This is a genomic window from Paenibacillus sp. FSL M8-0142, assembly GCF_038597315.1.
GTDB classification, from domain to species: domain Bacteria; phylum Bacillota; class Bacilli; order Paenibacillales; family Paenibacillaceae; genus Paenibacillus_AQ; species Paenibacillus_AQ lactis.
Genome location: NZ_CP152008.1, coordinates 4,682,701 through 4,702,404, shown reverse-complemented (window position 1 = coordinate 4,702,404; position 19,704 = coordinate 4,682,701). Strand labels below are relative to the sequence as shown.

The 19,704-nt window shown below is 53.6% G+C and carries 11 protein-coding genes; 8 read left to right on the top strand and 3 right to left on the bottom strand.

The genetic code is table 11. The features are described from left to right. Positions 1-81 precede the first annotated feature (81 nt). Positions 82-4,722 (top strand): S-layer homology domain-containing protein, encoded by a 4,641-nt coding sequence (locus NSQ46_RS21685; RefSeq protein WP_342574643.1) that lies wholly within the window; start codon positions 82-84, stop codon positions 4,720-4,722. 550 nt (positions 4,723-5,272) lie between these two features. Here NSQ46_RS21685 and NSQ46_RS21680 read toward each other — a convergent pair. After that, positions 5,273-6,052 (bottom strand): aminoglycoside adenylyltransferase domain-containing protein, encoded by a 780-nt coding sequence (locus NSQ46_RS21680; RefSeq protein WP_341341678.1) that lies wholly within the window; start codon positions 6,050-6,052, stop codon positions 5,273-5,275. Between the two features lie 284 nt (positions 6,053-6,336). On the opposite strand from NSQ46_RS21680, the gene lepB reads away from it, so the two are divergent. Continuing rightward, positions 6,337-6,996: a signal peptidase I gene (gene lepB, locus NSQ46_RS21675; RefSeq protein WP_341341679.1), complete on the top strand. Its 660-nt coding sequence runs from the start codon at positions 6,337-6,339 to the stop codon at positions 6,994-6,996. Between the two features lie 205 nt (positions 6,997-7,201). Here the strand turns inward: lepB and NSQ46_RS21670 are convergent, their stop codons facing one another. Further along, positions 7,202-8,776 carry an FAD-dependent oxidoreductase gene (locus tag NSQ46_RS21670; protein ID WP_341341680.1) on the bottom strand — a complete coding sequence of 525 codons (1,575 nt, stop codon included), beginning with the start codon at positions 8,774-8,776 and terminating at the stop codon, positions 7,202-7,204. A 368-nt stretch (positions 8,777-9,144) separates the two neighbouring features. Between NSQ46_RS21670 and NSQ46_RS21665 the strand changes: the two genes are divergently transcribed. After that, the gene (locus NSQ46_RS21665) at positions 9,145-10,191 is read left to right on the top strand and encodes a pectinesterase family protein (RefSeq protein ID WP_342574642.1); all 1,047 of its coding nucleotides are present in this window, start codon (positions 9,145-9,147) and stop codon (positions 10,189-10,191) included. Positions 10,192-10,258: 67 nt separating this feature from the next. Here NSQ46_RS21665 and NSQ46_RS21660 read toward each other — a convergent pair whose 3' ends face one another. Further along, on the bottom strand, positions 10,259-12,574 hold the full coding sequence (locus tag NSQ46_RS21660) for an AraC family transcriptional regulator (protein ID WP_342574640.1): 2,316 nt from the start codon (positions 12,572-12,574) through the stop codon (positions 10,259-10,261). Positions 12,575-12,807: 233 nt separating this feature from the next. Here NSQ46_RS21660 and NSQ46_RS21655 point away from each other — a divergent pair, with 233 nt between their 5' ends. From NSQ46_RS21655 to NSQ46_RS21635, 5 genes are all read left to right on the top strand, one after another. Next, a complete protein-coding gene (locus tag NSQ46_RS21655) occupies positions 12,808-14,319 on the top strand; it encodes an extracellular solute-binding protein (RefSeq protein ID WP_341342619.1) in 1,512 nt (503 codons plus the stop codon). A gap of 316 nt (positions 14,320-14,635) precedes the next feature. Beyond that, complete coding sequence (locus tag NSQ46_RS21650) at positions 14,636-16,168, top strand: extracellular solute-binding protein (protein WP_341342620.1); 1,533 nt, start codon at positions 14,636-14,638, stop codon at positions 16,166-16,168. An 85-nt stretch (positions 16,169-16,253) separates the two neighbouring features. After that, positions 16,254-17,213 carry a sugar ABC transporter permease gene (locus NSQ46_RS21645; RefSeq protein ID WP_007129323.1) on the top strand — a complete coding sequence of 320 codons (960 nt, stop codon included), beginning with the start codon at positions 16,254-16,256 and terminating at the stop codon, positions 17,211-17,213. Positions 17,214-17,233: 20 nt separating this feature from the next. Further along, positions 17,234-18,112 (top strand): carbohydrate ABC transporter permease, encoded by an 879-nt coding sequence (locus tag NSQ46_RS21640; protein ID WP_007129324.1) that lies wholly within the window; start codon positions 17,234-17,236, stop codon positions 18,110-18,112. A gap of 16 nt (positions 18,113-18,128) precedes the next feature. Then, entirely contained in the window at positions 18,129-19,688 is a 1,560-nt protein-coding gene (locus NSQ46_RS21635; protein WP_342574637.1) for a family 43 glycosylhydrolase, read from the top strand. The last annotated feature ends 16 nt before the right edge of the window (positions 19,689-19,704 follow it).

Below are 19,704 nucleotides of genomic sequence, written 5' to 3'. Positions count from 1 at the left end.
TTTAGAAAGGAGGTGTTGCTAAAAAAGTGGTGCTTGAACTAGCTGGAAATCCTAATATGCGATGAAAGGTGGTAACTGTTAATGAATCGTATGTTTCGGAGGAGGCTGTCTTTGCTGCTCGGCCTTTCGCTGATCTTCTCCTTGCTGGCTCCTGCGGCGATGCCGTTATACGCCGACACCGTACCGACCGATCAGGGAGGGAGCGGGGCGAATCCTGAGCCCGTCACGTTTGTGGCCGGAGATGGATCCGGAACCGAATTGGAGTTGACCGATATTAATGTCACCGGTGCTTCATTGGAAGGTAAAAGCGATTATTTGGCGCTGTATACCAGCGGCTCCGGGGTCACCAACGCGGTATATGACAAGGAAATCTGGGTGCCGTCGCTGCATGTCGCCGTCGCTGTGGATGCAAACGGAACGGTACAGCAGGTCGTAGGTCCGGATAACGATCCTCCCACTGGATGGGACCCGGATATGCGTCTGCCGGTACCCGAAGGCGGATATGTGGTCTTGACGGGGAAGACGGCAGACTGGGATACGTCCACGTACCAAAAAACGCTGTTCCAGCATTTCCGGAAAGGCGAGCAGGTGAAGCTCATGCGCGGGGAAACTGAGGTCAATGCCGGAGATTTCCTTCCGGATCAGCCAGGACCGGATCCAGATCCTTTGCCTCCGGAGCTGCATCTGATTACGGAGGACGGTAAGCTCGTCGATATCCCTGTCGTGGAGGTTGCGGGCTTTGTGGCTAACCTGGCGGCAGATCAGGATGCCGTCGTAACCGTGGACGGCGAGGAAGCCGAGCTGTCGGCGGAAGGGATGTTCCGGATGAACGTGTATCTGGAGCCTGGGGCCAACCCGATCACCGTAAAGCTGATCATCAATGGGAATGAAATGGCTTCCACGACGATAAACGTGGTTTACGAGCCAGTCGAAAATCAAGATTATATCGAGGTCGAAGCGGCCCCGAAAGATATCACGATCGACATTGAGGGTCCGCGCAAGAAACTGGACTATATCGATAAAGATGTTACCGGCATCCCGAACATCGTAGCTTTGTTTACGAGAGATTTCGGCACGTCCATCACGGTTCCGCAGACGAATGTCGCGGTTCAGGTGGATGCCAACAACCGGGTGCTGCAGGTCATCAACCCTTCCATAAACGGCAAGCCGCCGGTGTGGACGGGGCCGACGGAGCTTGAAATTCCCGAAGGCGGCTACGTGCTGATGGCACAGGACAACAGCTACACCGGCAACAACATCAAGCGTTATTTGGCCGAAAATTTCAAAGCCGGAGACGTTATCAAGCTGCGCAAGAACGGCGAGGTCGTTCAGGTGCGGGATCTGATGAGCGGCAACGGCGCCATTGCCCGGCTTAAGCTCGATAACGCACAGATGTATACCGTGACGGAGGGCAGTACGGTCATATCGGGCAAGATCGAAAACATAGACGACATCAACGCGATCAAGCTGCTCGTGAACGGGACCGAGGTTCCTTTTGGTGCGGACGGCACGTTTACTTACAACTATTCGCTCACCGCCGGCATCAATTATATCGAGGTTATGGTGCAGAAGAACGGGATCGAGCAGGATAAGCAGGAGGTTGCGGTGTTCGCAAGACCGGGCTTTTCGTCTGAGAAAGAAGTCATTCTCTGGGTTGACCAGGCATCGAATGTGCGGAAATTCCAAAGCAGCGAGCAAGTCCGTGAATTCCTGGAGAGAGCCAAGGATACGGGCGTTACTTCCATCGCTTTGGACGTGAAGGGCGTGGAGGGCTTTGTATCGTACAAAAAGAACGACCTGACGGGAAGGCCTTACGTCAGCGAGATCAAGGCGCCGGAGAAGGCCGGAGCAAGCCCGGATCTCGATCTGCTGCAGGAATTCATCGATCACGGCCATGCGCTGGGCTTGAAGATCCATGCGGCGATTAACGTATTTGCTGAGGGCTCGATCGCCCATAACGAATATGCCGTGCTCAACGATCATCTGGACTGGGAGGAGCGCGTCTACTTCGCGGAGAACAACGGGGAGATCAAGCGTCTTCGGGAAAGCAACAAGCAGGGGCTCGTCGCTTTTGTCAATCCGGCCAATGACGAGGTTCGCGATTATCAGCTGAAGACGTTTGAGGAAATCATCAAAAACTATGACGTGGACGGCATCGTTCATGACCGCAGCCGTTACGATAACGAGGGGGCGGATTTCAGCGAGGAAACTCGCGTGAAATTCGAGCAGTTTCTCCAGGCCCAAAACAAGCAGTTGACCAATTGGCCGAACGATATTTTTTACTATGAGAACAATGTGCGGGTATATGGTCCGCTGATTCAAGAATGGTGGGAATTCCGCTCCGGGACGATTCAAAGCTTTTTCCGGGAGGTAAAAGAGCTGGCGGATTCCTATGAGGCTACCAAGGGCAAGACGATCCAGGTGTCCTCTTACGTCGGCTCCTGGTATGAGACCTATTACTTAAACGGCGTGAACTGGGGCAGCAAAAACTTCAGGTACCATCCAGCGCTCGGCATGCCGGACGAATCGGTGTATACGCCGGATTATTATGAGACGGGATACATTGAGTATTTGGATTTTCTCATGATCGGGGCTTATCAAACGACTAGTCAGGAGATTCAGAAGTACATTACGCTCGGTAACATCGTGACGAACGGGGAGATTCCGCTGTATGCAGGGATCGCAATGAACAACGTGCAGGCCCCGGCGGTGCAGCGGGAAGTGTTCCAAGCCGGATTGAAAAATACGAACGGCCTGATGCTGTTCGACGCCTCCCAGGTCAACTGGCCGATCGCCAAGGCAGCGCTTCAGGACCGGGAATGGGTGAAGGACTACCAGCTCGGGATGAGCTTGCCGAATAGCCCGGATACGTTCCTGGAAGGCAATTATTATAATGTCAACCGCATCGAAGGGAACATCAACGTCATGACGGAGGCCTTCGGCTACTCCACGGGCACCAACCGCTTTGGCGTCGAGGTCGTTGTCGATAACACCGGTCAGGTTACGAAAGTCGTAAACCGCAATCAGGCCATCAAATGGAGCTGGGGATCACCGGAGGAGAATAACAGCGTCATCCCTCAGGGCGGCTTCGTCATTTCCACGCTGGACCCGTCCGGCACGAGAACGCTGCGTCAGCTCGTGGCGAACGCCTACAATACGGGCGATCAGGTGCGTTCCGCGGTATTAAGCGAACTGATGGATGATGAGGGGAAAGAGACGCGGGACAGCCAGCTTCAGCTCGAGGGGCAGGTTGAAGTTCTTGGACCCGGCAAGGCTACCGTAAACGTAAACGGCGGCGAAGCGTCGGTGGCCACGAACGGAAAATTTACGGCTGCAGTTCCGCTGGCAACCGGCGTCAACTCGGTTACGGTCGACGTGTACGTTGACAACTATAAAACCAATAGCAAAACATTCGAGGTGATTCGGACGTCAACAGGAGACGGGGGCTCGAACCCTGGCAACCCTGGAAATCCGGGAGGCGGATCCGGTGGTGAGCCTCCGATCCCGCCTAAGCCGGAAGAGCCTCGCCTAAACATTAAGAAAGAGACGGGCGCGGATGGACGGACCGTGGTGACAGCCGATGCGAATGAGAAGCGGATGCTGGCGGATATCGAACAGCTGCGCAAGCAGCCAGCACCGTCTCGTGTGCTTGGATATGCATTCGACGAAGCGGCGGATTCCATCGTGCTAAACTTGCCGGCTAAAGGCATAAGCACAGCTGCAGCAGAGCTGCAAGGCGGCTCTATCACAGTGGAATCGGCCTTCGGCAAGCTGGAGCTTCCAATTCAGGTGCTGCGAGAGATGCTGCAGCAGGGGAATGCCGATACGCTTCAGATTCGGGTCGGCAGCGCCGCGAAAGCGGAAGAAGACGCGATCAGCAAAGCCTTGCGGCAGGGAGCTTCCAAGCTTGGTGCATCCCTTGAGCTATCCTTTGCCTGGAAACAGGGGGATACGCTGAAGCCGATCACCGCTTGGAAGGGTGCACCGGCCAAATTCACCAAGCCGCTGCCGGGAAGTGTCAACGCATCTTCTACATCGGTGCTGAGATGGGATGCGGCTGCCGGTAAATTGTATTTCGTACCGGCGATCATCCGGGCGGCTCAAGCAGAGTTCAGATTCCGGGAAGGCGGCATTTATACGGCGGCCGCATATGAAAAGACGTTTGCGGATGTGAAGGATCATTGGTCCAATGAGGACGTATCGCTGCTTGCCTCCAAGCACGTCATTGAAGGGCTAAGCGAGAACCGGTTCGGTCCGAATGAGCAGGTAACGCGGGCCCAATTTACGGCAATGCTCGTGCGGGCGCTCGGGCTGAAGGAGCAGGCGGGCGACGCCAGCTTCCGGGACGTCGGGGCGGACGCTTGGTATGCTTCAGCTGTAGCGACGGCCGTAGAGCATGGATTGATTGAAGGCTTCAGCAGCGGCGAGTTCAGACCGAATGACCGAATTACGAGGGAGCAGATGAGCGTGCTGCTCGTCCGGGCAATGAAGCTTGCCGGAACCGAACTGGAGGCCGTTGATCCGGGCTCGGTGCTGGAGGGCTTCAAGGACCGGGACAGCATTGCGGGCTGGTCCGAGGAGGCGGTGTCGGCCATCGTGCATTCGGGCATTATGAAAGGTCGCGGGTCCGAACGCTTTGCACCGGATGCCCAGTCTACCCGTGCAGAGGGCGCTGCCGTCTTGGCCAGAATGCTGGAAATGGCAGGTTATATGAACCGCTAATTTTCTTCAGGAGTCTGCGAAGGTGAACGAAAAAAAGGTTGCCTTCGCCAGCTTCTCCATAGTAATGGGTACGAAAGGCAAGCTGGAACAGTAGGACAGTGCAATAGTCCAAGTGGCAGTCTGCGGCAACCCCAGTGCTGATTTAATACGGAGGCGTTGGCTTAGATGCGGCAATTCATGAGATCGAAGCGAATGCATCCGGTAAAGAAAATACACCCCCAGGTTTTGATAACCTGGGGGTGTATTTTTCGTGCCAACGCACAACGAGTGTGCCAACGCAGAACGTGTCAACACACAATGTGCCAACTCGCAAGTGTCAACGCGCAACGAGGCAACGCGCAATGTGCCAACGCACAAAGAGCCAAACGCACAATGGTGTGCCAACACACAACATCCCAAGTACATCGTGTGGTTGCTTCGTGTTACCCTGCGGAGTTACATTCACTGCATGGTACCCGTAACGCGATCTCTGGAACAAACCGTTAAAATTCTCCCTCTCTATCGATAGCGTCACAGGCCGTCACAGTGGTGTACCTGCAGTCTCAGCGCTCTAACCCTGTGGAGATCCGCCTTCGACGGCGAGGGTAATTTCGCCGAGCATGTACTCGGCGAAGCGGACAAGCCCGGCACTTTCGATCACAGAAGCGTCGTTTGCACCAGCGTATTCGCGGAGCGCATGCTCCAGGATGGGGCGGTACTCCGGGGGAAGCGTGTGCAAGCCCCATTCACCGCCTTCCTGTTTGGACGAGACGACGCCCTCTTGGAGGTAGTACAGCACCCGGCACAGATTGAGCGTATAGTACAGCGGAGATTTGTTAATTTCCTGTACGGCTTCGCGAACATCATGGAGGAGCGCTTGTACAACGTATGTCCGGTCGATCGGCCTGAACATCTCGCGAACCGGCGTGCCGTACAAGGTGCGTCCCCGATGGTATATCACCGTGTAATGAGCTGCCAGATCGGGGTCGCCGAATCCGCCGCAGAAGTAATTCTCGTCGGCGATATATTGCTCGCGGTGAAAGTCCGAGTAATGAAATTCAAATGGCGGCGGATAGACGAAGTTCCGGATGCTCGATGCAAGCACGGCGCTCAGCTCAAGCCCCCGCCCGCTCAGAAGATTGTCTTGAAAAGCGATGATTCGTTTGGCCAGCCGCTTCCATTGCTCCTTTGAACATGTTTGATGCACCACGAGCAGCAGGTCCACATCGCTTTTTGCCGGGTTGAAGCAGCCCATGGCCAAGGATCCATGCAAATAAACCCCGGCCAGATTGTCGCCCAGCTCATGGACAAATAATTCGACGGCTTGCTCCAATACGACTGTCATATCCATACGTGATCCCACCTTCGGGTATATAGTTGTATATTATTTTGTGGGATATCCCCCCGTCAATGGAATGAAAGCTTATAAGAATTCTGTGCGCCTTGAATAACTCGGGGCCCGGCAAGCAAGCTCCTCCGGCCGCCTCCGATCCGGCAAACGCTATTCGGAAATTTTACAAACCATTATGGTGGTCATTAAGCTAACGGGTGGAAAAGTTCAACCAATCCTGAATATGTCGGGAACAATTACCCTTGAGATTTCGTTATAAAGGGTAAGAAGTCGAAGGGGGGAAGATGATGAGAGTCGTCATTGTCCTTTTTGTATTTGTACTAATATTTGCAGGCTGCAGTCCAGATGAAACAAGTAAAATCATCACGGATTCCATAACCAAACCAACGATTATTACATTAACCAATCATGAGTTGGATTCCGGGCAGATCATCTATAATCATAACTATGACAACATGGATCGTGGGAATCATGATTTAGAAGGACAGGTTGTGATTGATTTGAAGTATTACAATGATCACTCGATTAGCCGTGGTGATATCGTATACTTCAGGAATCCTGAGACTAAAAAGAATCTTGGTGAGTACAGCATTTCCAGAGTTATCGGGCTGCCCGGCGAAAAAGTAAAGATTGAAAAAGGACAGATCTATATTAACGACAAATTGCTGGATGCTTTTTACGGAAGGGCACATCGACTGGGGGATGATCTCGAAAGTTTGAAAAAAGCTTTAGAGCGCGATAACATAGAAACTCATATACGAAAAAACATTGAAAACAATGTGGAATATTTTCAACAAATGAGCATGGAGGAAATCGAGATCCCCGAAGACCATGTTTATCTTGTAGGAGATGATTGGTCCCGCAGTAATGATAGCAGATTGTTCGGGCCATTACCCACAGACAAAATTGAGGGGAAAGTGGCGGGGGTAGTCGGCAGCCCGTAAGCAAAGAGAAACGTTAATCCATGAAAAAAGCGGCAGACTAAGACTCTACGTCGTATCTTAGTTTGCCGTTTTTGTTTACGCTGAAAACTCCACATCAACTCAATTCGCATTCAAAGGACTAAACAACCAGTCGCCGGTTCATAACCGGCAACTGTCTATTCAAATCTGTGCAGCTTGGATTCCTGTATTTTCACTACAGAATACCTTATACCGGGCGCAGCGCCGGCCATTTCAGCTCGATTCCTTCACTCGTGAGCCTTTGCTGGAAGTCGGCCAGCGTTTCCTCGTTGTTGCGTACGTTCGTAGGGAGGATGCCGTGATCCAGGCAATAGCTGACGCAGTAGCCGGCAGCTTCGCCGATGTTCCATTCCACAGGATGAAGGCGGTAGCACCCGTTCGTGATGTGGGTGACGCCGATGTTCTTGCTGGCGGCTAGCACATTGGTTACCCGTTTCGGGATCAGGCTGCCGAGCGGAATTTGAAACGGTAAGGACGAGATGTCGATATACGGGCGATTGCCCGTGCTTGGATGAAGGTCAATCCGGTAGCAGCCGATGCCAATGGAATCATAGAACTCTTCCGCCGTTCCGCTTGGCCTGGAATCGGTGGCCACATGCTGCTCCAGGACGGTAAATTCAGCCTGAATGCGTCTGGATTCCCGGATATACGGATACATCGCCATGCCATCCTCCGTTCCGACAACATCCGGACGTAGACGCAGCCCGGGATAGCCTTGACCTCCGTCCGGACGCGGTGCCTCCGTCTGAAGCCAGTACAGAAGGGACAGACTCAGCTGCTTTGCTTCGTTCAGATGGCGCGCAGCCTCTTCTTCGGGAACATCGATAATGGAACCAAGCCAGTAGTCATTCTGCGGCCAGTTGACAAGCGATACCGAGGTGTCGAAGGTTCCTTCCGCAAAGTGCCTCGGATCCAGGATCTGACGGTATTGATACAGCGGGAACTTGCCGTGGCCAGGAAATATTTCATAATCGAACGGCTCGTTCGTGGAGGGCTTTACTGCCGTCAGGCTGAGCAGGCGGTCCGGCCAGAAATCCGGCTTGTACTGGCGCCAGAAATCATACATTTGCGGTTTATCGATCGTGTGGTCTTCACCCTCCAAGTAATCCACGGCAAAGCAATAGGTGAAGCCTTGCATATCCTGCGGCAGCGGTTCTCCGCTCACCGCATGGGGCTCGCCGGTTTGCTCCACGGATTCGGCTCCGGTCACATACTCGATTCCGGCTAGCGGAAGCAGGTCCCCGAGCTCTGTTGCATCGATGAAATAAGGGGCTTGAAGGATGATGCGATCTCCGGTCTCAAGCAGCTTGACCGTTACGCTCTTCACCTGGTCGCCGTCAACCTCCGCCTGTTCGACTACCGATTTGTACAGAATCTTTATTTTGCCGCTGTGAACGTAAGGCGCCAGCATTTGGTGCAGCACGGCCAGGGCGGTCCGGGGTTCGTGGCACAGCCGGCTGACGATGCCGCTGCCCGGATTGAGATTCACCGTTGCCCTTGCCTTGGGGGTCATAGGGAAATGATCCCGGTAGTACTGCCGGACACCCTCACGAAACTGTCTATAGCTTCGGGTGCATCCGAATGACTCGATCCACGGATGTTCGTCCGGGGGGACGGCCTGGCTAGTCAGCTGCCCGCCGATCCAAGTGGTTTCCTCGGTCATGATGACGGTTTTTCCGGATTTGGCAGCGGCGAGGGCGGCGGCTGTACCGCCTGTTCCGCCCCCGAGAATAACGATATCGGCCTGCATTTCTCGGTTCATGGCATAGATCTCCTTTGGTTGGATGGACATCGTCCAGCTTTTAAAGAATACTATTTTCATTGTAGAAGCACAGGCGGCTGAAAAGTACCGGACGGAGGTGACCTTTTTTGGTAATCTGATGTGTTTTTAGGAATAATCATTAGATTTGGGCTCCGCGGCACAGGGGTTCATTTGAGTGTCAGGACATGGGCTTATCCAGGGATTGTATGCGGAATGCACGAATCTCTACTATGATATGGATATCGAAATAATTAGAATATCGATGATAACGATATCGAGATTTTCCCCCGAGAAACCATACAGGGAAGGGAATAACGGTTTGCGACGGAGGGATACGGTGAGTGAATATGTCAGGGGAGGGCAAGAGCATGAGGATATTGCCGGAACAAGAGAAGCAGCGCCTGATTACGGTAGCGCTCGATGGAAGCGGGGATTATCGCAGCATTCAGGAAGCGGTGGACCATGCGCCGGGCGGAACGGCTGAGCAACGAACCGTCATCCATATCCGCGATGGCGTATATAACGAGAAGCTCCATATTGAGAAGCCCTTTCTTCATCTCGTTGGGGAAAGTGCCGAAGGAACCATCATTGCATATGACGACTACGCCAGAAAAACGTTCCCCGACGGCAGTCCGTACCATACTTTTAACTCTTACACCGCTTTGTTTGGTGCGGACGATTTGACGGTCGAGAACCTGACGATAAGAAATGATGCCGGCCGGGGGGAGCTTGTCGGACAGGCGCTGGCCGCCTATGTGGACGGCGACCGCATCTGCTTCCGAAATTGCCGCTTTATCGGGCATCAGGATACGCTGTTCACCGGTCCGCTGCCGGATAAACCGCTGAAGCGGGGCAGCTTTGGGGGACCGCGAGACGGCCTGCATAAGGTAGCCGGACGCCAGTGGTACGACAGCTGTTATATCGAGGGGGATGTCGATTTTATCTTCGGTTCGGCGACAGCCGTGTTTACGGACTGCGAAATCTTCTCCCGAAACCGTCTGACCGCGGAAAACCTTCCTCATGTAGAGCGGCATCGGGAGATTAACGGCTGGATTACGGCCGCGTCCACGCCGGAAAGCAGCCCGTACGGCTATGTGTTTGTCCGCTGCAGGCTGACGGGCGATGCGCCCGAGGGCTCCGTGTATTTAGGCCGGCCATGGCGTAACCACGCAAAGGTGGCATGGATCGATTGCTGGATGGGAGCGCATATTCGAGCCGAAGGCTGGGACAACTGGGACAAGCCGGAGAGCGAAGCAACCGTGACCTATGTGGAATACCGTTGCGCCGGTCCCGGAGCAGATCGGCAGCACCGGGTATCCTGGTCCGGCACGCTGACGGATGAACAAGCCGATCAATATTCGCTTGGCTGCATCTTCGAAGGGGAGGTTCCTTGGAGTCCGTTTTCAGGCTCGTAAGACCGGGATCGAAGGGAAGAAGCTGGAATAAAGAAGCAGGGATGGAGCAGCCCGAAGGCCGTTCCGTTCATCCCTCCATTCCTTTGTATTTGGCCCGGTATTGACCTGGTGTCATCCCTTCCAGCTTGCGGAAGGAGCGGATAAAGTTCTGCGAATTGTTGTAGCTGAGCTTTTCAGCGATGTCCTTGATCGGCATGTCGGTCTCCACCAGCCATTTCTTGGACATCTTGAACCGGTACTGCGACAGATATTCGCTAAACGACATATTCGTTTCTTTCTTGAACACGCTGCTTAAGTAAAAATTGTTGTAATGCAAGCGGGAGGCGCATTCCTCCAGCGTAATGTTGCGGTCGAATTCATTGCGGATGATCTCGATGATCTGCTCGGACAGATTTTGATACTGGGAATCTTGGCGGTCCCGGAACACCTTCACCATCGGGCGAATGACGCGGGTTTTGAACCAGCCTTCGATTTCCGGACCGGTATACAGTGCCAGCAGCTCCTCAACCAGGGAGCTGTTACCAAAGTCGGGCTGCTCCAGCACGATGCCGTTCTCCTGCATTACGATCATCAGGTCATTCAGCAGGCGGATCAATGAGATCTGATACTCATGCGGCGTGCGGTCCTTCTGAAATACCTCGGCGAGCCACTGTTTGAGGAGCTCAAGCGCACGCTCTTCCTCCGCCAGCTTGATCGCGTCGATCAGCTCGTTCTCCACCTGCATCGGATAGAAGTAGACCCGGGTATGCTTGCCTGAATTCACGCTGAAATAAGGGATGATGACGCCGGTACCGAGCTTGATCCGGTGCTTTAAGGCTTCCATTCCTTCCTGGTAAGCGCGGGACGTCTTCGTCAACGACTTATACGGAAGGCTGATGCCGATGCTGACCTCCAGATCGAGGAAGCTGCGGGTCGTCCTCTGAATCTCCTCCGACAGCTTATAGATATAATCGTTGAATTCCTCCAGCGGGATTCCGCCCCGCCCGATCAGCGTGACCTGGGTCTGGTCAATAATGACAGGCGGAAACCGAAACATCGATGGAATCATCTCTTCCATCATGTTATTGATGGCAAACAGAAGCAGATCCGAATCCTTGCGTTCGTACCGGGTATCGTCGAGCGTATCGATCTGGAGCGTGAAGACCGCGAGATGCTCCCACTGCGCCACCTGCTCCTGGAAGCCGAACAGCGCGATCTGCTCCTCTGCTTCAGGCGGGCTGATTCTGCCGAGAAACAGCTTGTGCAGAAAGAAGGTTCGCACCTGCCGGCTGTTCTGGCGCAGCTCGTTCCGAAGCTGGGTGTTCGAATTGAACATATCCCGGATATGCTCATCGATAATTTGCAGCTCGTTCTTTTTATTAGCCTGTAGATCCGGGAGGCGCTCGGCGATGCCCTGCAGGATGCGGCGGATCGGCGAGTATACTCTGCGGGAACCGAGCCACACCAGCAGAATGCTGAGCCCGATCATCAGCAGGCAAATATACAGCGTGAACCAGCCGATGGAGCGGGATTCCTTGGTCACCGCCGACATTTCGGTAAAAGAAGCGTACAGCCAGCCGTTGAAATCCGATTTCACATAGGTAACGGAGATCGGCTTGTTATCAATTCGGGTCTCGAATTGCCCGCTTTTGCTGTCGAAGCGATCAAGCTCATCCTTGTTATATCCGGTCTCGGTCAAGGATTGGCCGACCTTTCCCTGATCGGGATGCACGACGATTCGGTAGTTGTGATCAAGCACCATGACCTCTCTGGAAGGAGAGGGGCTGTCCATCATAGCGGCAAGACTGCAACTCGGGATTGTGGCTAGGGCGATTCCCCGGGCGGACGAGGTAGACATGGGCATTTTTTTGACGAGAGCAATCGTGTACGGGCAGGCATAGCTGAGGGTATCGCTTGAGCCGAGCGATTCGGTGTCCAGCATGACCCAGTTGGAGCTGCCCTGCATATCCATGAGAGACAGCAGCGTATCTTTGGAAGCGTATTCATTAAATTCGTACATTCCCCGGTTATTGATCAGCCAGTTCGTGGTCGTATTAGCCAGGATGACATCGGTGACTCTCGTCTCCGGGGATTGGAGGAGGCTGAGCTCTTCCTTTAGCTTGTTATACAGCTGAAAGTCGTAATAGGACAGGGGACGGTAAAGGGCACCCTGCAAAATATTGGAGTTGATGACGTAATTCAGGGTATAGTCCACGGTCCTCAGCACCTGTTCCAGATTGCTGTTCGTCTGATTCATGAGCTGGATATTGCTCGTATTGACATGATTCTGTACCGATCCGGACGATTTCATAAACGAGAAGAACCCAAGGGCCAGGAGCGGAATGATACTGATGATGCAGCCGAACAGGACCATTTTAGAATAAAGACTATTTTTTGGATGCAATAGGTACACTCTCCTGTTTAACAAAGTGTATAATCATTGTATGGGTTCTATGGATTGCGTTCAATAATCATTTCCTAGGGAATAATCCTTGCATTTGATATTGGAAGCTTCACGTCTGAATACGACTGCATAAAAGAATCGGATTCGGTAATCTGTCTATAAGGAAGTCGGGAAACGGAGGTTGTCGTGCTGTGAGTATCCGTACCAAGCGTTATGTTTTGCTTCCCCTGATCATGCTGGCACTGATGGCTGCCTGCGTCGGCATATCAAGGGTTTGGACAAGCGGGTCGACCAATGCTTCGGAGAACCAGCAGCCCCATATTTCGATTATGGCCAATCTGCATACGGCTGAAGTTCCATCGGATACGATCGAGAAGATCATCGAGGAGAAGACGGGGACGCAGCTGAGCATTCAATGGGTACCGGACGGCAGCTATGATGAAAAAGTGTATGCCTCGATTGCGACAGGGACATTGCCGAAGGTGCTGTATTTGAAGAATGCGGCCTCTTTGTCCTATTTTAAGGATGAGATCCGCAGCGGTTTGTTTTGGGAGATTGGGCCTTATCTGGACAGCTATCCGAATTTGAGCGCATTGAAGCCGGAGGTGCTCAAGAACACATCGATTGACGGCAAATTATACAGCCTCTATCAAGAACGCGCACTGTCAAGGCAGGGGATCATTTATCGGAAGGACTGGGCGGACCGACTGGGGCTCTCCGCGCCGGATTCACTGGAAGAGCTGTACGAGATGTTGAAAAGGTTTACATTTGACGACCCGGACGGCAACGGGCTCGATGATACGATCGGGCTCACGGACCGCAATGACCTGATTTACGGTGCATTCAAGACCATCAGCTCTTATTTTGGAACGCCGAACAATTGGGGCTGGTATCAGGATTCCCTGCAGCCTGAATTCCGTTTCCCGAAATATATGGAGACGATGAAGTTTTTCCGTAAGCTGCATAAAGAGGGGCTGATCAATCGCGATTTTCCGATAACGAGCAAGAAGGACCAGCAGGAGCTCTTCATTACCGGTAAGGCGGGCGTGTATGTAGGGGCGATGAGCGACGTGCTGTCTCTGGAAGCGAAGCTGAAGGCCAATGACCCGGACGCGGTGCTGGATGTCCATAACCGGGTGCGGGGGCCGAACGGGTATGGTGTTTGGGCTACGCAGGGATACGGCACGGTTGTCCTGTTTCCCAAGTCCGCGATTCCGACCGAGACGGAAATGAAGGAAGTGCTGGCCTTCTACAATGAATTAATGAGCGCCGAGCTGGCCAATTACATGTATTGGGGAATCGAAGGCGAGCATTATACGGTTAAGGACGGTAAAGCCATGGCCGTGGATTCGTACAATCTAAGGGAAAAGGACGTAAAGCCGTATCAAGCGCTCATGATCGGGGGACCAAGCACCATCGACGGCATGCTTCAACCGGTAACCAGGAACGAGGCTAAAGACAAGGCGGAGCGCCTCATTCTCGACAATGAGAACTTCCTAATCAACGATCCGACCGTTCCGCTCGAATCCGCCCGATATAATGAGATCGGGGTTAGGCTGGAAGAGAACATGCGTGATGCGACCTATCAATTCATTCTTGGGATGATTGATGAGGCGGGGTATGAAGCGCAGGTCGAGCGCTGGCTGGAAGAGGGAGGGGCGCAGATCATCAAGGAGTTTAACGAATCGTACCGGAGCTCGACTTCGCTGTATAACTCGATTCCGCGATATAATCAGGAGAATTAGCGCTAGGGAGAGTAGATTCCCTGGCGTTTTTTTTTGCGTTTTTCTAGTAGGAGCGTCCAGACATGATGTGCAAATGCGGAAGTAATCACTGCTTACCTGTGAGCCCCTTGCATAGCCTTGCTCTTCGGGCATTCGCTCCGTCTCAATCGATGCAGGCGTTGACAGCATAATCATTAGATTTGATGACGATTCTGAAGCACCGTCCCAGCCGTGAGAGCCGCACACCCAATCCCGGGATTATATGCGTACCCGCCATCCCTCCGTTAAGCTGTTCATGCCAGCCCCAATTGAAATTTTAAAAATGGAGGTCAGAATGATGAAAAAGAAACAAGCCAGTACCATACTGGCAATTGTAACCGCTTTATCGGTATTGGCAGGCTGCGGCGGCGGCTCAACAGCAACGGGCAGTCAGAACGGCGAAGCGCCTGCAGGCGGCGAACAAGCGAAGGGTCCGGTATCCATCTCCATCATGGCAAACCTCCACACGCCGGAAGTTCCTTCGGACAAGATTGAAAAAATCATTGAGGAAAAAACGAACACGAACCTGGAGATCCAGTGGGTGCCGGACGGAACGTATGACGAAAAAGTAAATGCTTCTCTGGCGACAGGAACGCTGCCTCAGGTTACCTATCTAAAGAATGCGGCTTCCCTCGTCAATATGCGGGATGCAATCCGGAACGGCCAATTCTGGGAAATCGGACCACTGTTGGACCAATACCCGAATCTCAGCAGGCTGAAACCGGATGTCTTGAAGAATACGGCCGTGGACGGCAAAATATACGCGCTGTACCGCGAGGTTCCGCTCTCCCGGCAGGGCATTATCTACCGCAAGGACTGGGCTGATAAGCTCGGGCTCGGGACACCAACGACGATCGACGAATTTTACAATATGCTGAAGCAGTTCAAAGAGAATGATCCGGACGGCAACGGCAAGGACGATACGATTCCGCTGACGGATCGGAACGACCTCATTTACGGCGCCTTCAAAACGATCAGCTCCTGGTTCGGCACGCCGAACAACTGGGGAGAGAAGGACGGCAAGCTCGCACCTGAATTCATGTTTCCGGAGTATATGGAAACGATGAAATTTTTCAAGAAGCTTCATCAGGAAGGATTGATCAATCAGGACTTCCCGGTGACGAGCAAGACGGACCAGCAGAATCTGCTGATTACCGGCAAGGCCGGGGTATACATCGGTGCGATGGGCGATGTATCCAGCCTGCATCCGAAAGTGGTGGAGGTTAATCCGAATGCCGAGCTGGACGTGCAGAACAAGATCGAGGGCGGTCCTAACGGCTTCGGCATCTGGTCCGTTCCGGGATACGGCTCCGTTATCCTCTTCCCGAAAACCGCGATTAAATCCGAAGAGGAGCTGAAAGACGTGCTTGCATTCATGGATCAGCTGATGAGCACGGAGCTCGGAAATCTCATCTATTGGGGCATAGAGGGCGAGCATCATAAGATCGAAGACGGCAAGGTCATTCCTTCGGAGGACACGAAGCTGACCGACCGTGAAGTCAAGCCTTACCAGGCGATGCAGGTTGGAGGACCGTTAACGGTTGAAGGCTTCCTGGAAGCGAAGCACATCCTCCCGGTCAAGGCGAAATCGGAGGAATTGATCGTTGAGAATAACGATTACTTGATCGAGGATCCGTCAGCTGCGCTGGATTCCAAAACGTTTAATGAGAAGGGCGTGCAGCTGCAGGAGATGATTAAAGACGGAACTTACCAATTCATGCTGGGTGATATTGATGAAGCGGGCTTCCAGGCCGTTATCGATAATTGGCTAAAGAGCGGCGGACAGCAAATTATCGACGAATATAACGCATCGTATGAAGCATCCAAATAACGAAACATGCCACCATCCCGGAAGCAGGGAGACTGCAGATGATGCAGTCTCCCGTTAAACCGGGGACAGAAAGGAAGTCGAAGTCATGAGCGAAACCGCCGTGCAGGCCGGAATGGGCAAAGGCGCCAAGACGAAGCCGGATTCCGGACGAATGAGAAGGATATGGAAGAACCGGGCGATCTATCTCATGATTGTTCCCGGATTTTTATACTTTTTGATCTTCAAGTATATTCCGATGTCGGGATTGATTATCGCATTTCAGGATTATCAGGCCTATCTCGGCGTGATGGACAGCCCGTGGGTCGGGCTCAAGCATTTCGAGCGGCTGTTTACCGAGCCGATGTTCTTTACGATTTTGCGCAATACGTTACTGCTGTTTTTTATGAACCTGCTGTTCTATTTCCCGGTGCCGATCATTCTTGCCCTCATGCTGAATGAAGTGCGGCGCGAGGTGTTTAAACGGTTTATCCAAACCTTGGTCTACATTCCCCATTTCATGTCCTGGGTCATTATCGTATCCATATCGTTCGTTATGCTGTCCATGGACCGCGGGATCATTAACGAGCTGCTGGTCATGGCCGGCTTCGACAAAATTAACTTCTTGATGAGCAGCGATTGGTTCAGGCCGATGTATATCGTCCAGGTGATATGGCGGGAGGCCGGATGGGGGACGATCATCTATCTGGCTGCCATGGCCGCGATCGATCCCGGATTGTACGAGGCTTCCCGGATAGACGGTGCCAGCCGTTTCCGGCAAATGTGGCATATTACGCTCCCTTCGATCCGCAGCGTGATCGTCGTCCTGCTGATCCTGAAAATCGGGGACGTACTGGAGCTTGGGTTCGAACATATCTATCTCCTCCTGAACTCGATGAATCGGGATGTGGCGGAGATATTCGATACGTATGTGTATACGGCCGGTCTTAAGCAGGGACAATTCAGCTTCAGCACGGCGGTCGGATTTTTTAAATCGCTGATCGGCCTGATCCTGGTCATGCTGGCGAATTGGCTGGCCAAAAAGGCCGGAGAAGAAGGAATCTACTAATACGAGAAAGGTTGATCGCTATGGTCCAAGATAAAACGATCTCGAGCCGTATCTTCGATTTCGTCAACTATACGCTGCTGCTGATCATCGGGCTGGTTACGATTTTGCCTTTCCTTCACGTCATCGCCGGTTCGTTCACGACGGTGACGGAGCTGGCGCAGAAGCAGTTCGTCCTTTTTCCAACCGTATGGTCGCTTGATGCCTACAAATATATTTTTTCAACCAATACGGTCTTCAAATCGCTTGGCGTATCCGTGGGCGTCACATTCTTCGGCACGCTGTTCAGCATGCTGCTGACCTGCCTCATGGCTTACGGTTTATCCCGCAAGGATCTGGACGGCCGCAACTTCATCATGTTCATGGTGCTGTTCACGATGCTGTTCAGCGGCGGCATGATTCCGACGTTTCTTGTCGTTAAGGAGATGGGGTTGATCGATTCGTATGCCGCGCTGATCGTTCCGTCCGCCATCAATGCCTTTAACTTGATCATTATGCGGAATTTCTTTCAAAATTTGCCGGAGGGGCTGGAGGAATCCGCGAAGATTGACGGGGCGGGCGATTGGGGGATTCTGTTCCGGATCGTCATTCCTTTGTCGATGCCGGCCATTGCAACCATCTCGTTGTTTTATGCCGTTACGTATTGGAATACGTATATGCAGGCGATTTTGTATTTAAACGATGCGGCCAAATGGCCGGTGCAGGTCATCCTGCGGCAAATCGTCATCCTGGCCAGCGGCTTGGCCGCGGACACCTCCGGCATGGAGGACATCGTTCGTCCGCCGGAGCAAACGGTGAAGATGGCGGTCATCGTTGTGGCAACGCTGCCGATTTTATGCGTATATCCGTTCCTGCAGAAGCATTTTGCCAAAGGGGCGCTGCTTGGTTCCATCAAGGGATAAGAAGAGGTGTAGAAGCATGACGCATGCAGAAGCAGAATCACGCGGTGAGACGTATGGCCTTAACAGGCCGGCCCGTTCGGAGCTGGACGATGCATCCGGTCAGGATGCCGCGCTCCAGGACTCTGTACCCCAAGCTCCCGTTCACGAGGATGCCGTGCTCCAGGACTCGGATGCCGGGCTTTATGCTCCGATCATCGCGGGCAACTATGCCGACCCGTCGATCATCCGGGTCGGCGATGATTACTATATGACCCATTCATCATATAAGCTGACGCCGGGGCTCATCATCTGGCACTCGCGGGATCTGCGGAATTGGCGCCGCGTCGGTGCGGCCCTCACCCGGTATGCGGGGGATGTATGGGCGCCGGATTTCGTGATGCATAACGATAGATTCTATATCTATTATCCTGCAGGCGGAACCAATTGGGTCGTTACCGCCTCTAACCCGGCCGGGCCTTGGAGCGAGCCGGCATGCCTCGGGATTCGAGGGATCGATCCCGGACATACGGTGGGACCTGACGGCAAAAGGTATTTGCACATGTCCGGCGGAGCGTTCGCGGCATTGTCGGACGACGGGCTGTCGGTCATCGGCGAGGTCAAGCAAGTGTATGACGGCTGGAGGTATCCGCAGGATTGGGTTGTGGAGGCCTATAGTCTGGAGGGGCCGAAGGTGACCTATCATAACGGCTATTATTACTTGACGGTAGCGGTTGGCGGAACGGCAGGTCCGCCGACCAGCCACATGGCCGTTTCGTCGAGATCGAGAACGCCATGGGGACCATGGGAGCATTCCCCCTATAATCCGATTATCCGCACGTGGTCGAAGGAAGAGCCGTGGTGGTCCAAGGGGCACGCCTCTTTGATTGATACGCCGGACGGCGAATGGTGGATGGTCTATCATGCGTACAGGAACGGCTACCATACGCTGGGCCGCCAGACCCTGCTGGAGCGCGTCGAATGGTCCGCTGACGGCTGGTTTCGAGTGGCTGGCAGGGGCAGGGGCGTCAACTCGCCGCCGCAAGAGGTGCTTCTCGATTCGCTGAACGAGGCGGAGCTCGGGCTGCACTGGCAGTGCGAGGGTTGCGCGCCATCGTCCAGATTTCGCACCGGACCTAATGGCCTGACGGCAGAAGGAACGGCTGAGGGAGCGGAACGGTCGCCGCTCTTCTTCATGCCGGGACATGAGCGGTATACGGCTCAGGTGGAAATTGCCGTGGAAGGGGATGCCGAGGGCCGGCTGCTGCTATATTACAACGACTCGGCCTATCTGGGCATCGGGATCAGCGCCAAGGGGGTTCGGCATTTCCGGTCGTTCAAGAGCTATGCGGCCATCCCGACCGGAGGAGGACGTGCATTTCTGCGCATCGTCAATGACGAGCATATCGTGTCTTTCTACTTTAGCTCTGATGGTGCGGAATGGTTCCGATACGACAAGACGGTAGAAGTGTCGGGCATGCATCATAATACGCTCGGCGGCTTCCAAAGCCTGCGCATCGGGCTGGATGTCGCCGGGGCCGGCAAGGCAATCTTTCGAAACTTTTCGTATGAAGCAGAAGCATGGACAGCCGGACAATGAGGGGAGGAGGTGGCGG